The organism is Mesorhizobium sp. M0293 (genome assembly GCF_040321735.1).
Classification (GTDB): Bacteria; Pseudomonadota; Alphaproteobacteria; order Rhizobiales; family Rhizobiaceae; genus Mesorhizobium.
In genome coordinates this window covers 1-12,996 of sequence record NZ_JAMYSA010000145.1, presented here as the reverse complement: position 1 = coordinate 12,996, position 12,996 = coordinate 1, and the positions used below count along the sequence as shown (strand labels likewise).

Annotated in this window: 17 protein-coding genes; 10 read left to right on the top strand and 7 right to left on the bottom strand. The window is 62.3% G+C overall.

What is annotated here, in order from left to right; all coding sequences use genetic code 11:
• Positions 1-551, bottom strand: a 551-nt coding sequence (locus NKJ06_RS31340) for a LacI family DNA-binding transcriptional regulator (RefSeq protein WP_352811901.1), incomplete at its 3' end; no start/stop codon positions are given.
• Between the two features lie 166 nt (positions 552-717).
• Here NKJ06_RS31340 and NKJ06_RS31335 point away from each other — a divergent pair.
• Genes NKJ06_RS31335 through NKJ06_RS31325 form a run of 3 tightly spaced genes read left to right on the top strand, consistent with a single transcriptional unit; the run spans position 718 to position 3,394 of the window.
• Complete coding sequence (locus NKJ06_RS31335; protein WP_352630602.1) at positions 718-1,809, top strand: fatty acid desaturase family protein; 1,092 nt, start codon at positions 718-720, stop codon at positions 1,807-1,809.
• A gap of 35 nt (positions 1,810-1,844) precedes the next feature.
• A complete protein-coding gene (locus NKJ06_RS31330; protein ID WP_352630604.1) occupies positions 1,845-2,159 on the top strand; it encodes a Rieske (2Fe-2S) protein in 315 nt (104 codons plus the stop codon).
• Entirely contained in the window at positions 2,156-3,394 is a 1,239-nt protein-coding gene (locus NKJ06_RS31325; protein ID WP_352630606.1) for an NAD(P)/FAD-dependent oxidoreductase, read from the top strand. The genes NKJ06_RS31330 and NKJ06_RS31325 overlap by 4 nt, the downstream gene beginning before the upstream one ends.
• Positions 3,395-3,421: 27 nt before the next feature.
• Here NKJ06_RS31325 and NKJ06_RS31320 read toward each other — a convergent pair whose 3' ends face one another.
• The 6 genes from NKJ06_RS31320 to hslV all read right to left on the bottom strand — a co-directional run bounded on the left by NKJ06_RS31320 (position 3,422) and on the right by hslV (position 8,892).
• On the bottom strand, positions 3,422-4,381 hold the full coding sequence (locus tag NKJ06_RS31320) for a DUF1402 family protein (RefSeq protein ID WP_352630608.1): 960 nt from the start codon (positions 4,379-4,381) through the stop codon (positions 3,422-3,424).
• A 275-nt stretch (positions 4,382-4,656) separates the two neighbouring features.
• The gene (gene hslU / locus NKJ06_RS31315) at positions 4,657-5,970 is read right to left on the bottom strand and encodes an ATP-dependent protease ATPase subunit HslU (RefSeq protein ID WP_352630610.1); all 1,314 of its coding nucleotides are present in this window, start codon (positions 5,968-5,970) and stop codon (positions 4,657-4,659) included.
• Between the two features lie 4 nt (positions 5,971-5,974).
• Entirely contained in the window at positions 5,975-6,574 is a 600-nt protein-coding gene (locus NKJ06_RS31310; protein WP_352630612.1) for a DUF2585 domain-containing protein, read from the bottom strand.
• A 49-nt stretch (positions 6,575-6,623) separates the two neighbouring features.
• Positions 6,624-7,778, bottom strand: a complete 1,155-nt coding sequence (locus NKJ06_RS31305; RefSeq protein ID WP_352630614.1) for a hypothetical protein — start codon at positions 7,776-7,778, stop codon at positions 6,624-6,626.
• On the bottom strand, positions 7,775-8,287 hold the full coding sequence (locus tag NKJ06_RS31300) for a GNAT family N-acetyltransferase (protein WP_352630616.1): 513 nt from the start codon (positions 8,285-8,287) through the stop codon (positions 7,775-7,777). The genes NKJ06_RS31305 and NKJ06_RS31300 overlap by 4 nt, the downstream gene beginning before the upstream one ends.
• Before the next feature lie 53 nt (positions 8,288-8,340).
• Positions 8,341-8,892: an ATP-dependent protease subunit HslV gene (hslV, locus tag NKJ06_RS31295; RefSeq protein ID WP_352630618.1), complete on the bottom strand. Its 552-nt coding sequence runs from the start codon at positions 8,890-8,892 to the stop codon at positions 8,341-8,343.
• Between the two features lie 214 nt (positions 8,893-9,106).
• On the opposite strand from hslV, the gene hisB reads away from it, so the two are divergent.
• From hisB to NKJ06_RS31260, 7 genes are all read left to right on the top strand, one after another.
• Positions 9,107-9,706 (top strand): imidazoleglycerol-phosphate dehydratase HisB, encoded by a 600-nt coding sequence (hisB, locus tag NKJ06_RS31290; RefSeq protein ID WP_352630620.1) that lies wholly within the window; start codon positions 9,107-9,109, stop codon positions 9,704-9,706.
• Positions 9,707-9,710: 4 nt separating this feature from the next.
• Positions 9,711-10,187 carry a DUF2628 domain-containing protein gene (locus tag NKJ06_RS31285; RefSeq protein WP_352630622.1) on the top strand — a complete coding sequence of 159 codons (477 nt, stop codon included), beginning with the start codon at positions 9,711-9,713 and terminating at the stop codon, positions 10,185-10,187.
• Position 10,188: 1 nt separating this feature from the next.
• Positions 10,189-10,839: an imidazole glycerol phosphate synthase subunit HisH gene (gene hisH / locus NKJ06_RS31280; protein ID WP_352630624.1), complete on the top strand. Its 651-nt coding sequence runs from the start codon at positions 10,189-10,191 to the stop codon at positions 10,837-10,839.
• An 86-nt stretch (positions 10,840-10,925) separates the two neighbouring features.
• The gene (locus tag NKJ06_RS31275; protein ID WP_352630626.1) at positions 10,926-11,216 is read left to right on the top strand and encodes a DUF1330 domain-containing protein; all 291 of its coding nucleotides are present in this window, start codon (positions 10,926-10,928) and stop codon (positions 11,214-11,216) included.
• 4 nt (positions 11,217-11,220) lie between these two features.
• Entirely contained in the window at positions 11,221-11,964 is a 744-nt protein-coding gene (gene hisA, locus NKJ06_RS31270; RefSeq protein ID WP_352630628.1) for a 1-(5-phosphoribosyl)-5-[(5-phosphoribosylamino)methylideneamino]imidazole-4-carboxamide isomerase, read from the top strand.
• The gene (locus NKJ06_RS31265) at positions 11,961-12,797 is read left to right on the top strand and encodes an arginase family protein (protein ID WP_352630630.1); all 837 of its coding nucleotides are present in this window, start codon (positions 11,961-11,963) and stop codon (positions 12,795-12,797) included. The genes hisA and NKJ06_RS31265 overlap by 4 nt, the downstream gene beginning before the upstream one ends.
• A partial coding sequence (locus NKJ06_RS31260; RefSeq protein WP_352811897.1) for a HisA/HisF-related TIM barrel protein occupies positions 12,797-12,996 on the top strand: 200 nt, incomplete at its 3' end. The genes NKJ06_RS31265 and NKJ06_RS31260, both read left to right, overlap by 1 nt.

Genomic DNA, 12,996 nt, shown 5'->3' with positions numbered 1-12,996 from the left:
TTCGAGATCATCCAGGCCGCGCTGCGGCCGACCTTGCGGTTGTCGAGCCCGACATAGCCCTCGCGGATGCCGGCGGCGAAGTCGGACAGCAGGGAAAACACCGGCAACCCTTTCGCCTTCATCTCCTCGACGGCGACCGTCAGTGTCGGGTGATCCGGCCCGACCAGGGCCACGGCCCGGCACTTGGCCGCCAGCTTGCGCGCGCGCTCGACGATTTCGTCTGGGGCCAGCGAGTCCGCGAAATCGATCATGGCGACGCCGCGGAAACGCGGCGACCGCGACACGGCAAGTTCAAGCTCGCGGGCGAACTCGCTGTAGAAGACGTAGTTGCCCTTGAGCAGCAGGAAGCCGAGCCGGTACTCGGGCAATTCATGGCGCATCCGCTGCTTGATCAGGCCTGCCGCGTGATAGCCGATCTCGGTCGCCGCTTCGTAGACGCGGCGCGCCGTGTCCTCGCGCACCGGCAGGCGGCTGTTGAGCACGCGATCGACAGTTGCCACGCTGACACCGGAGATGCGCGCCAGGTCTGATATGGTCGGCCGTTTCGCCATGCTTGCCTCATTGGAGTGTTGGGCTTTCCTACATCATTCTGATAGGAAATGATAGAAACTATCTTTGTGATGTTGAGTCTATCATGGTCTGGCGCTATTTTTCAGCCTCGAAGCCAATGGATTTCAGGCGTTCGCCCTGGCGAATGCCTCGCCGAGGGAGGCAATCATGTCCACTGCGCCGTCCCGGCGTGACTACAGCCTGATCGGCCGCGACGCCGAGCTCGCCGTCGAGACCGGCCTGTCGGCGGCCGAGTGGTATCACACCGAGATTCCGCGGAAGCAGATGAAAGAGCTGATGCAGCGCTCCGACGGGCCGGCGATCCGCGATACCATCATCTGGCTAGCCGCCCTGATCGTCAGTGGCGCCGGCGGCGTCTGGTTCTGGGGCAGCTGGTGGTGCGTGCCGTTCTTCTTCGTCTATGGCGTTCTCTACGGCTCATCCACCGATTCACGCTGGCATGAATGCGGTCATGGCACCGCCTTCCGGACGCAGTGGATGAATGATGTGGTCTATCAGACCGCCTGCTTCATGATTATGCGCAATCCGGTGACCTGGCGCTGGAGCCACACGCGTCACCACACCGACACCATCATCGTCGGCCGTGACCCGGAAATCTCGGTGATGCGGCCGCCTGATCTGGTTCGCGCCATGCTGGGCTTCGTCGGCGTGCTCGACGCCTGGCATGCGATGAGCGATATGCTGCGCAACGCCGCCGGCAACATCAGCGCGGCGGAAAAGACCTTCATTCCCGAGCAGGAACAGCCAAGGGCGATCCGCATCGCCCGCATCTGGACGGCGATCTATGCCGCCACCATCGCGCTGGCGTTCTACACCGGTTCGTTCCTGCCGCTGATGCTGATTGGCCTGCCCAGGCTCTATGGCGCCTGGCATCACGTCATGGTCGGCCTGCTTCAACATGGCGGCCTGGCCGACAATGTCACCGACCATCGGCTGAACAGCCGCACCGTCTACATGAACCCGATCAGCCGCTTCATCTACTGGAACATGAACTACCATGTCGAGCATCACATGTTCCCGATGGTGCCCTATCATGCGCTGCCGAAGCTGCACGAACTGATCAAGCACGATCTGCCGGCGCCGACACCGTCGATCCTGGCCGGCTACCGCGAGATGATCCCGGTCTTCCTGCGCCAGCTGCGCAACGAGGACTATTTCCTCAAGCGCGAGCTGCCGCCGACCGCACGGCCATATCGCGAAGAATTCCACAACGACACTGTCGCCGCCGCGGCTGAATGATCGTGCTTCTATCCGATTTCCAGGGGAGGACTTGAATGAGCGACTGGGTCGAGGCCTGCACCACCGGCGACATAGACGAGGAGGATGTGATGCGCTTCGATCATGGCGGCCGCACCTTTGCCATCTATCGCAGTCCCGACGACGAGTTCTTCGCAACCGACGGCCTTTGCACGCATGAAAAGGTGCATCTGGCCGACGGCCTGGTGATGGATGACATCATCGAGTGCCCCAAGCACAATGGCCGTTTCAACTACAAGACGGGTGATGCCCGCGGCGCGCCGGTCTGCGTCAACCTGAAAACCTATCCGGTCAAGGTCAACGCCGGCAAAGTCCTGATCCAGATCGGATGACTGATATGGCGCGGGGAATGGTCATCATCGGTGCCGGCGAATGCGGTGGGCGCGCAGCGTTGGCGCTGCGCGAGTTGGGCTATGACGGGCCGGTGACGCTGGTCGGTGATGAGCCGCATCTGCCCTACGAACGCCCGCCGCTGTCGAAGGACGCGATGGCCAGCGAAGCGCCCGAGATCAAGGCGATCGCCAGCGACGCAATTCTGGCCGAGAAATCGATCCGGCATATCCATTCCGTTCAGGCCGTGGCGATCGATCGCGCGGCGCATGCGGTGCGCCTGTCGGACGGTTCGGCCCTGCCTTACGACAAGCTCCTGCTGGCAACCGGCTCGATGCCGCGCAAGCTGCCGATGCCGGGACTGGGTTCGCGCTGCGTTTATCTCCGCACCTTCGCCGATGCGCTCGCTATTCGCGCGCATCTCAAGGCAGGCAATCGTATCGCCATCATCGGCGGCGGCTTCATCGGCCTCGAACTCGCCGCCGCGGCACGCAAGCTCGGAGCGTCGGTCACCGTCATCGAGGCGCAGCCGCGCATCCTGATGCGCGGCGTGCCGGCCGAGATCGCCCAAATCATTCATGATGCGCATGTCGCCGAGGGCGTGAAGATCCTGTGCGGCGACGGCATCGCGTCCATCGCCGACGATGGCAACGAGGTGCGCATTGCGCTTGCCGGCGGACAGCAGATATCAGCCGATCTCGCCGTCATCGGCATAGGCGCCGTGCCAGTGACTGGGCTCGCCGCCGAAGCCGGCCTGACGATCGACAATGGCGTCGCTGTCGATGCCGAGTTGCGCAGCAATGATCCCGATATCTTTGCCGCCGGCGATTGCTGCTCGTTTCCGCTCGCTGTCTATGGCGGCCGCCGCGTGCGGCTGGAAGCCTGGCGCAACGCCCAGGAGCAGGGCGCGCTGGCGGCGAGGAACATGCTGGGCGCCGGCGAGGTGCACGCAGCGGTGCCGTGGTTCTGGTCGGATCAATATGGTCTGTCCCTGCAGATCGCGGGCCTCTCGGACGAGGGCCGCAGCACTGTGCGCCGCGACGTCGGCGATGGCGCCTTCATCCTCTTCCATCTGGCCGAGGATGGCAGGCTGGTGGCGGCCAGCGGCATCGGCCCCGGCAACGCGGTCGCCCGCGACATCAGGCTGGCCGAAATGCTGATCGGCAAACGAGCGAAGCCGACGCCGGAAGCGCTGGGATCGCAAGCCGTCAAGCTGAAGTCGTTGCTGGCGGCTTGAGCTTGCGAAGAATGGAGGGCCGAGGCCCTAAAACAGCGCCTTCAGCTCCGCCAATTTGTCGTTGACCAGCCAGCCGTAATAATTCTCCTCCGGCAGCTTCTCCGGCTCGCTGGCGGCGCGGCGCCTGTCGTTCTCCGCCTTCAGCGCATAGGCGCGCTGCTCCGGATTGCCGACATTGTAGAGCGTGGCGGTCAGCCCCGGATTGCCCGAAATATCGAAGCCGGCAATGCTCTTGTAGGCGTCGATCGATTTTTTGATCGTCGCGGCGACGTAAGGCAGCGTCAGGTCGGGATCCATGATGGTCTTGTAGACCGAATTGGGATCGGCGACGTCGAGCTTCGGCAGGCCCGAAACCTTGTGCACGAGATCGCTCATCTGCAAGGCGGTCAGCGGATTGAGCTGGCCGAGGCCGAAGGTCTGGCCGGCATAATAGGGCTGGAAGAAGGTTGCGCCGAAGCGGTCGTCTGGAAAGCTTGTCCCGCCGACGGATTTGCCGCGAAACGAATGGTTCCACACCTGCTCGCGGCATTCCCACAGATCGTAGCTGTCCGACACCCCGGCGCATTTCTTGAATTCCGGCCGCTGCACGAAATCGGTGATGTCCTCGCCGTCGTAAGCGAAGGATAGCTTGCTGGAGAGATAGGAAATCGCCTTGACGTAGTAGGTCTGCAGCCGGTCATAGGCGTCGACATTATAGGTGTGCTCGCCGACGATGGCGCCGACGATGTGCAGAGGATCGATGCCGTAGGTGGCTGCTACCTTCTTGATCTTGCCGCGCAGATCGGCGTCGTTTTGCAGCAAGGCGTAAACCTTGCGGTACTTCGCCTGGAAGGTGGTGTTGGTCGCCTGCGTGCGCCGGCTGGAGGCGCCGGGAATGTCGGGCTGTTCCGCATTGCGGTTTCCCGCCGGCACCAATGTCGCCGCCTCCGCGGCGAACAGCGTCGCCGCCAGCGTCAAGCCGAGAATGATCAGGATCAGTTTTTTCATGCGCCGCCGCCTAAGCAATTCCAGGAAAAGTGTGAAACGGTTTTCCGTCCGGAATTGCGTCAAAACAAAGAGATAGAGTGGTTCACCGTCTCCGGGAAACGGTGAACTGCCCTAGAGAATTGCCGCGCAAACTAGGTAAAGCTCTTGATTGAGTCGAGAGCACCCCTTCACCCGGCAATACGAAAGGTGGCCTGATGGTACCATCTGGCCACACATGATTCTATTTGCCGGAATCTGTTGCTTAAGCCGGCGCCGGAATGACCCGGCGCCGTCGTTTAAAGGATGAATCGCGACAAATCTGTGTTTCGCGACAGGTCGCCGACATGCTTTTCGACATAAGCGGCGTCGATGGTGACCGCCGTGCCATTGCGGTCGGGCGCGTCGTAGGAGATGTCGTCCAGCACCCGCTCCATCACCGTCTGCAACCGCCTTGCGCCGATGTTCTCGACGCTGGCGTTGAGGTCGACGGCGATGCCGGCCAGCGAATCGATGGCGTCGTCGGTGAAGGTCAGGTCGACGCCTTCTGTCTTCATCAGCGCGATATACTGCTTGATCAGGCTCGCCTCGGTCTCGGTCAGGATGCGGACGAAATCGTCCTTCTCCAGCGCGCGCAACTCGACGCGGATCGGCAGGCGGCCCTGCAATTCCGGCAACAGGTCGGACGGCTTGGAGACGTGGAACGCACCCGAGGCGATGAACAGGATGTGGTCGGTCTTCAACGGTCCGTATTTGGTCGCCACGGTGGTGCCCTCGATCAGCGGCAGCAGGTCGCGCTGCACGCCTTCGCGAGAAACGCCGGCACCCATGCCACCTTCACGTGACGCGATCTTGTCGATCTCGTCGAGGAAGACGATGCCGTCATTCTCCGTCGCGTCGAGCGCCCGGCGCACCACCTCATCCTGGTCGAGCAGCTTGTCGGACTCATCGTTGACCAGCAGCGCGTAGGATTCCTTGACCGTCGTCTTGCGCGCCTTGGTCTTCTTGCCGCCCATCGCCTTCGACAGCATGTCGTTGATGTTGAGCACGCCGATATTGGCGCCCGGCATGCCGGGGATCTCGAAGCCTGGCATACCGCCAGTGCCGGTGTCGGCGACTTCGATCTCGATCTCCTTGTCGTCTAGCTCGCCATCGCGCAGCTTCTTGCGGAAGCTATCGCGCGTCGCCGGGCTCGCTGTCTTGCCGACAAGCGATTCCAGCACCCGTTCCTCGGCGTTGATGTGGGCGCGCGCCTTGACGTCCTCGCGCATCTTCTCGCGCACCAGGCCGATGGCGATCTCGACCAGGTCGCGGATGATCTGTTCGACGTCACGGCCGACATAGCCGACTTCGGTGAACTTGGTCGCCTCGACCTTGACGAAAGGCGCACCGGCCAGCCGCGCCAGGCGGCGCGAGATCTCGGTCTTGCCGACGCCCGTCGGCCCGATCATCAGGATGTTCTTCGGCATCACCTCTTCGCGCATCTGGCCTTCCAGCTGCTGGCGGCGCCAGCGGTTGCGCAAGGCAATGGCCACGGCGCGCTTGGCGTCCTTCTGGCCGATGATGAAGCGGTCGAGTTCCGAAACGATTTCGCGGGGAGAGAATGTGCTCATATGACTAAATTCCACTTTGCCACTGCTTGATGGCCTCGAACGGATGCAGCAGCATGATCACGTTGAGTGTCAGATTGTCCCGGATGAGATAGCCGGTACCCAGTTCGAAGATGATGGCAAGGCTGACGATCACCCATATAGGTAGCCTTCGCGCCATCACAAATCCCAGCACCATGGCCAGTGTGTCGGACACCGAATTGATGATGCTGTCGCCGTAATAATCGAGCGAGATGGTACCGGCGCGGTAGCGGTCGATGATGAACGGGCTGTTCTCGACCAGTTCCCAGCCGCCTTCGATGAAAACGGCGAATGCAAGCCTCAGGCCGATCGGTGAGCGCGGGAACAAAAACCGCGCCAGGGCATAGAACAGGAAGCCGTGGATGAGATGCGAGGGCGTGTACCAGTCCGAAATATGCTGGGAATTCTCCGAACTCTGCACGACGCCATGCCAGAGCTTGACGTAGCCGCAGGTGCAGATCGGTGTCCGTCCCATCAAATAAAGCGTGACGGCCTGGATGATGATCAGGCCAAGCACGATGAGCAGCCCCATCCGCCAGCTGTTTTCGTAGGCCGAGAGGTTTTTGTCCTCGCCGGATGCTTTCATGCCCTCATTCCCCCTCATGCCCGTCGTGCTCTTCGGTCATCACAGCCCGCTACGCCTTCAGCGGCGGCAGCCAGCGGATTACGGCCGCCGGCAAAGTGGGCTTGACGACAATTCGCCGGATACGCTGCCAGCCCGCCCCGAAAAGGATGATCAACGCGCCGACAACGACCAAGATCAAGGCAAAAGGCGGAATGCCAGTCGAATGGGAGGCGGAGTTGACCAGATAGTAGATGCCCAGCGAGCCGAAATAGGCCAATGTGGGAACCAACAGCGAACGGCGGTCTATGGCAAGCGCAACATAAACGAAGCCAAGGATCAGGATCGTCAGCATGATGGTCGCATTGGCGTCGGGCGCGATATGTCCAAATGCGACGTTCTGGCCAGTTGCCATGATAAAGAGCGGATGCACCAGCATGGGCGCCGATACGACATGCAGCCAGAACGCACAATCGGACCAGATCTTGCGCCGATCCCGGTCGTGGATGTCGAAAGCCACGGCCGTCGAGAATACGATCAGGCCGCAGATCAGCGGCATGTAGAGTGCCGCGCGGAGCAATTCGGGAACATCCTCGAGGCTTGGCGGCGCAACCGCGCCTGTCGTCACGCCGTCGTACAGGATTATTGCCGTTTGCAGGAAAGCAAGCAGTGTAAAGGCGATGGCGATGACCCCGGCAAGGACGGGGACGCGAAAGCGCCAGAAATAGATTACCGCCGCCGCTATTCCCCCGCCGAGAAACAGATATCCGGCCCGGGAAGCCGTCTGGCGCAACGCCAATAGCTGCCAGATGGTCTCCGGCATGCGGATGTCAAAGCTGGCCTCAACCCGCAGTGCCAGCGCGACCAGGATGGCGACCATGAAGATCAGGGCAAGCACGGAAGAAGACAATTTCATCCGGTGCTGACGCGTGACAATTTCGGCGAGCGCCCAGGCGAAAACCGCAAGAATGCCGGCAATCCAGAACGTCTGACCAGGAAGCATGGTGATGAGGACGAAGAAGATACCGGCGTTGAGCAGAACAGTCCCCACGGTGATGAAGAGATCATTGCCGCCGCCGACCAGCCGCAGGTTTTCCTCGTCACCCTCATCATCGACGCGCTGCGCCTCAGCCGCGACCGAGCGTTCCATGGCCTCAAGTTGATCCCGCAGCGCCTGCGAAATCAGACCCGCGGCGATTGCCTTGTCGAGTGTTTCCGCGCGGATCAATCGGGCTCCTGTGGCGCGTCGCGCGCCATCATCAATGCTGGCCCGTATTCCGATGTTCTGGTGTCAAAGGCAACAAAGCCGGCTTTCTCATAGGCTCGGATGGCCCGTTCATTGGATGGATCCGGGTCTATGATGACGCGCGGCACGCCTTCCTCGAACAGCTGTTCGACGAACTGGCGCACGATTGCCGAGCCATGGCCGAGCCCGAGCAGCTCCGGCCGGCCGATCGACAGGTCGATGCCGAGCGTGCCGAACGGCTGGTCGGCATAGGGATGGTCGTCTTCCATGTGCGGATCGTAGCTTTGCAGATAGGCAATCGGCTTGCCGTCGAGTTCGACGATCAGCGGCTCGACGGAAATGCTATCGATGTGCTCGCGAATCTCGGCGATTTCCGTTTCGGGATCGTCCCACCACTCCGCGACATGCGGCTCGGCGAGCCAGCCGGCAATCATCGGCAGGTCTTTCTCGGTTACCGGCCGAAAATCATACCTGTCTTCTTGTTCAACCATGATCTTTCCCGAAAACCGGTTTCCACTTTTCGGGATCATGATTGGCGGCCGGGTCAGCCGGCATCGAGCGTTTCGATGACGAAATTATTGTTGGTGTAGACGCAGATGTCGGATGCGATCTGCATCGCCTTGCGAGCGATCTCCTCGGCGTCCTTGTCGCTGTCCATCAGCGCGCGCGCCGCGGCCAGCGCGTAATTGCCGCCCGAACCGATGGCCATGACGCCATGTTCGGGCTCGAGCACGTCGCCGGTGCCGGTCAGCGCCAGCGAGACCGACTTGTCGGCAACCAGCATCATCGCTTCCAGCCGGCGCAGATAGCGGTCAGTGCGCCAGTCCTTGGCGAGTTCGACGCAGGCGCGCGTCAGCTGGTCGGGATATTGTTCGAGCTTGGCTTCGAGCCGCTCCAGAAGGGTGAAGGCATCGGCCGTGGCGCCGGCGAAACCGGCGATCACATTGCCGCCCTTGCCGATGCGACGCACCTTTTTGGCGTTGCCCTTCATGATGGTCTGGCCAAGGCTGACCTGGCCATCGCCGGCGATCACCACCTTGTTGCCCTTGCGCACCGTCACGATGGTCGTGGCGTGCATGGTCAGTTCATTCGACATTTCCTGGCTCCGAGCAGCGCTATCCCAAAAGGCGATTGGCGCGGTACGAGTGACTTGATCGGCCATATGTATGCATGGGCCCGGTGATTGCAAACGGCTCGATACCCGACCGGGATGGCAACTGGCAATCGCCGGATCATGCTGCTAGAAGGCTCTCGTTTTCAAGCCGGTGAAGGCTTGGAACGCGTGAAAACCCTGGGACAAGGACAAGGTCATGCTGCCCCGTTCCGCCGAAGCCAGCCGCAAGACCAAGGAAACCGATATCGCGGTATCGGTCCATGTCGACGGTTCGGGCAAATCAGACATTTCGACGGGCGTCGGCTTCTTCGACCATATGCTGGACCAGCTTTCCCGCCACTCGCTGATCGACATGACGGTCAGGGCCAAGGGCGACCTGCACATCGACGACCACCACACGGTCGAGGATACCGGCATCGCGCTCGGCCAGGCGCTGGCCAAGGCACTCGGCGAACGGCGCGGCATCATGCGCTATGCCTCGATCGACCTTGCCATGGACGAAACGCTGACGCGTGCGGCGATCGACGTGTCCGGCCGTCCTTTCCTGGTCTGGAACGTTTCCTTCTCGTCGCCGAAGATCGGCACCTTCGACACCGAACTGGTGCGCGAGTTCTTCCAGGCGCTGGCGCAGAATGCCGGCATCACGCTGCATGTCACCAATCATTACGGCGCCAACAACCACCACATCGCCGAGACCTGCTTCAAGGCGGTGGCGCGTGCGCTGCGCACGGCACTCGAACGCGATCCGCGTCAGCCGGACGCGGTTCCTTCCACCAAGGGATCTTTGAAGGGATAGCGTCATGGCCGCCTATGTCGTCATGGAACCGCCCGGCGGCAGTGAGAAAGCCGATACAACGGCCTTTGTCCGCGATGGCTTCGCCTGGCTCGGTTTTCTGGTGCCGCCGCTATGGCTCGCCTGGCACCGGCTGTGGATCGAAGCAGCCCTTGCCTTCGTCATCATGGGCCTGCTTTCGATGCTCGGCCAAAAGCTCGGTCTTGGGCTGGCCGACTCGCTGCTGTCGCTGCTGGTTTCGCTCTATGTCGGACTGGAAGGACAGGCGCTGCGCATATCGGCACTTCGCCGGCGCGGCTGGCACGAATGGGGCGTGGTCGAGGCCGGATGGCTCGATGATGCCGATACGCGCTATGCGCTCGAGACGGATGCGCTTGCCGATGAGGCTGCCCCGGTGCAACGCATGGTCCCGGACGCTGCTCGCGCGCGGCCCGCGCAGCCGGGCATGGCGTTGGGGCTGACCCACATTCCGGGAAGACGCTGACATGCGGGTTGCCATCATCGACTACGGTTCGGGCAATCTGCGCTCGGCCACCAAGGCTTTCGAGCGCGCCGCGCGGGAAGCCGGCATATCAGCGGACATCGACCTGACCGCCGATGCCGAACGGGTGCGTACCGCTGATCGCATCGTCCTGCCCGGCGTCGGCGCCTACGCCGACTGCGCGGCCGGCTTGCATGCCGTCGAAGGTATGTGGGAAGCGGTGGAAGAAGTCGCGATCGGTAAAGGCCGGCCCTTCCTCGGCATCTGCGTCGGCATGCAGCTGATGTCGCAGCGTGGCCTCGAAAAGACAATTACCAACGGCTTTGGCTGGATATCAGGCGACGTCAAGGAGATCACGCCCGCCGATCCGGCGCTGAAAATCCCGCAGATCGGCTGGAACACGATCGAACTCAAACGCCGGCATCCGCTGTTTGCCGGCATTCCGACCGGGCCGGACGGGCTGCACGCCTATTTCGTCCATTCCTACCATCTCGATGCGCGCAAGGCGGACGAGGTCCTGGCGGTCGCCGACTATGGCGGCCCGGTGACGGCCGCCGTTGCCCGTGACAATCTCGTCGGCACGCAGTTCCACCCCGAAAAGAGCCAGGCGCTGGGCCTTGCCCTGATCACCAATTTCCTGCGCTGGAGGCCCTGAGCATGATCCCGAAAAATGGCCCCCGGTTTTCTCGGACAAACGGTTCCCGTTTGTCCAGAGATCATGCTCAAGCGAAGGGATAACGCATGAGCAAGAAGGGCTATTGGATGGCGATGATCGATGTCCGCGATCCCGATGTGTATAAGCAGTACATCGAGGCGAATGCCGTCGCCTTCGCGAAATACGGCGCTAAATTTCCAGTGCGGGCCGGTCGTTACGAGAATCCCGAAGGACCGACCGGCAACCGTCATGTGCTGGTTGAGTTCGACTCCTACGACAAGGCGGTCGAATGCTATCATTCGCCGGAATATCAACACGCCTCGAAGTTCCGGCTTGCCGCCTCATCAGGCCATTTCGTCATCGTTGAAGGCGCCTGAACGGATGATCCTTTTCCCAGCCATCGACCTCAAGGACGGCCAATGCGTGCGCCTCAAGCACGGCGACATGGCCACCGCGACCATCTACAATGACGACCCGGCAGCCCAGGCCAAAGCCTTCGAGCAGCAGGGCTTCGAGTGGCTGCATGTCGTCGACCTCAATGGCGCCTTCCAGGGCCAGAGCGTCAACAGTGCGGCGGTCGGCGCCATCCTCAAGGCGACGAAAAACCCGGTGCAGCTCGGCGGTGGCATCCGCACGCTGGCGCAGATCGAGGACTGGCTCGATCGCGGGCTGGCCCGCGTCATCCTCGGCACGGTGGCGGTGCGCGATCCCGACCTGGTCAAGCAAGCTTGCAAGACGTTTCCGGGCAAGGTGGCCGTCGGCATCGATGCCAAGGGCGGCAAGGTCGCCGTCGAGGGCTGGGCCGAGGCGTCGAGCCTCGGCGTTATCGAACTGGCGAAGAAATTCGAGGGCGCCGGCGTCGCCGCCATCATCTATACCGACATCGACCGTGACGGCGTCCTGACCGGCATCAACTGGGATGCCACCATCGACCTCGCCGACGCCGTGTCGATCCCGGTCATCGCGTCCGGCGGCCTCGCATCGATCGCCGACATCGTGCGCATGACCATGCCCGATGCGCAGAAGCTCGAAGGCGCCATCTCCGGCCGCGCGCTCTATGACGGCCGCATCGATCCGGCCGAGGCTCTGGCGATCCTGCAGGGCAAGGCGGAGACGCGGACGTGAACATCTCCATCATCCTGGCCTCCTATGATAGCGGCCATTACCATGGCGGCATGGGCCAGGGTCCGGATGCGCTGATATCAGGCGGGCTTGTCGACGCCCTGACGATGGCCGGCCACGATGTGATGGTCGAGGATATCGGCAAGGTTGGAGATGCCCAGGAGCGCGAAATCGCCACCGGCTTTGCTGTCTGCAACGCGGTTGCGACCGAGGTTCGCCTTGCCCGTGACGCCGGTCGGTTTCCCATCGTCCTTGCCGGAAACTGCCTGACCAGCGCCGGCGCGGTCGCCGGCGAGGACGCCGATGCGATCATCTGGGCCGACCAGCACGGCGACCTCAACACGCCCGAGACATCCACATACGGCTTTCTCGACGGCATGGCGCTGGCGACGGTGCTTGGCCTGTGCTGGCGGCCGATGGCGGCGGCCATCCCCGGCTTCAAGCCGATCGATCCCTCACGCTGTGTGCTCGTCAACGCGCGCGACCTCGATCCGGCGGAAAAGCAACTCCTCGAAACATTGCCGATAATCCGGACGGAATGCCCCGGAGTGGCCCAGGCGACCGAAAGACTGAAGGTCGCCGGTGCCAAACGCGTGCACATGCATCTCGACATGGACGTACACGATCCCCGGGAGTTGCAGGCCAACCGCTATGTCAGTTCCGGCGGGCCGAGCCCGGAACAGTTGCGCGACGCCACTTGCGCCATGGCACTTGCGGTGCCGGTCGTCGGCATCACCGTCTCCGCCTACGATCCGGCTTTCGACGCGCAGGGCGACGTCCCGCCGCTGGTCGGTCAGTTGCTCAACGATCTCATCGCCACGATAGAGGGCCGCTGATGCTCAAAGCCCGTGTCATCCCCTGCCTCGACGTCAAGAACGGTCGCGTCGTCAAGGGCGTCAACTTCGTCGATCTCATCGACGCCGGCGATCCAGTCGAGGCGGCCAAGGCCTATGACGCGGCTGGCGCCGACGAACTCTGCTTTCTCGACATCACCGCTTCGTCGGTCAAGCGCGAGACCATCTTCGCAATCGTCGC

Bases quoted from the DNA above. Each gene is read 5' to 3' on its own strand.
- NKJ06_RS31335 (WP_352630602.1), top strand. From the start codon at position 718: ATGTCCACTGCGCCGTCCCGGCGTGACTACAGCCTGATCGGCCGCGAC.
- NKJ06_RS31330 (WP_352630604.1), top strand. From the start codon at position 1,845: ATGAGCGACTGGGTCGAGGCCTGCACCACCGGCGACATAGACGAGGAG.
- NKJ06_RS31325 (WP_352630606.1), top strand. From the start codon at position 2,156: ATGACTGATATGGCGCGGGGAATGGTCATCATCGGTGCCGGCGAATGC.
- NKJ06_RS31320 (WP_352630608.1), bottom strand. From the start codon at position 4,381: ATGAAAAAACTGATCCTGATCATTCTCGGCTTGACGCTGGCGGCGACG.
- hslU (WP_352630610.1), bottom strand. From the start codon at position 5,970: ATGAGCACATTCTCTCCCCGCGAAATCGTTTCGGAACTCGACCGCTTC.
- NKJ06_RS31310 (WP_352630612.1), bottom strand. From the start codon at position 6,574: ATGAAAGCATCCGGCGAGGACAAAAACCTCTCGGCCTACGAAAACAGC.
- NKJ06_RS31300 (WP_352630616.1), bottom strand. From the start codon at position 8,287: ATGGTTGAACAAGAAGACAGGTATGATTTTCGGCCGGTAACCGAGAAA.
- hslV (WP_352630618.1), bottom strand. From the start codon at position 8,892: ATGTCGAATGAACTGACCATGCACGCCACGACCATCGTGACGGTGCGC.
- hisB (WP_352630620.1), top strand. From the start codon at position 9,107: ATGCTGCCCCGTTCCGCCGAAGCCAGCCGCAAGACCAAGGAAACCGAT.
- NKJ06_RS31285 (WP_352630622.1), top strand. From the start codon at position 9,711: ATGGCCGCCTATGTCGTCATGGAACCGCCCGGCGGCAGTGAGAAAGCC.
- hisH (WP_352630624.1), top strand. From the start codon at position 10,189: ATGCGGGTTGCCATCATCGACTACGGTTCGGGCAATCTGCGCTCGGCC.
- NKJ06_RS31275 (WP_352630626.1), top strand. From the start codon at position 10,926: ATGAGCAAGAAGGGCTATTGGATGGCGATGATCGATGTCCGCGATCCC.
- hisA (WP_352630628.1), top strand. From the start codon at position 11,221: ATGATCCTTTTCCCAGCCATCGACCTCAAGGACGGCCAATGCGTGCGC.